1 protein-coding gene is annotated in these 628 nt (G+C 71.2%); it reads right to left on the bottom strand.

Going from position 1 to position 628, the window contains the following annotated elements:
- A partial coding sequence (locus L687_RS39235) for an SLC13 family permease (RefSeq protein WP_268741829.1) occupies positions 1-582 on the bottom strand: 582 nt, incomplete at its 3' end.
- Between the last annotated feature and the right edge of the window lie 46 nt (positions 583-628).

Below are 628 nucleotides of genomic sequence, written 5' to 3' on the forward strand. Positions count from 1 at the left end.
CTCGTACGCACCGAAGACCGTGCGCCGATGCAGGATCGTCAGGATCGCGACGGGCACGAGGATGCCGACGAGCGTCGGTGCCCAGCTGAGCGCGAAGAACGCCGCGGGGCCGTCGCCGATGGCGGGGGCGGCGAGCAGGTTGGTGAGGTTCGAGACCGGGAGGGCGAGGGATGCCGTGTTGGCGAGCCACACGGTCGCCAGGGCGAAGGGAAGGGGTGAGACGCCGATGCTCTGCGCGAGGACGACGACGACCGGCGTGACGATCACGGCGGTCGTGTCGAGCGACAGGAACACCGTGCTCACCACGGCGAGCGCGACCACCAGCGCCCACAGCACGAGCACCCGACCGCGTCCCCAGCGGGCGAGTCGTTGCGAGACGACGTCGAAGACCGCGGCGTCGCGGGCGAGCTCGGCGACGATCGTGATCGCGACGACGAACCCCAGCACGGGCGCGATCCGCTCGCCCAATGCCCCGGCGTCGGAGCGCGGCAGGAACCCGGTGACGATGCACACGAGGGCGACCACGACCAGCCCGGCGACGACCCACGTCCCGGCCCCGATCCGCATCCTTCCGATTCCCACCTCGTGAGCATATGGCCGACGCGGGCCGTTCCGGTCGCACTTGCTG

Source organism: Microbacterium maritypicum MF109 (assembly GCF_000455825.1).
GTDB lineage: Bacteria > Actinomycetota > Actinomycetes > Actinomycetales > Microbacteriaceae > Microbacterium > Microbacterium maritypicum_A.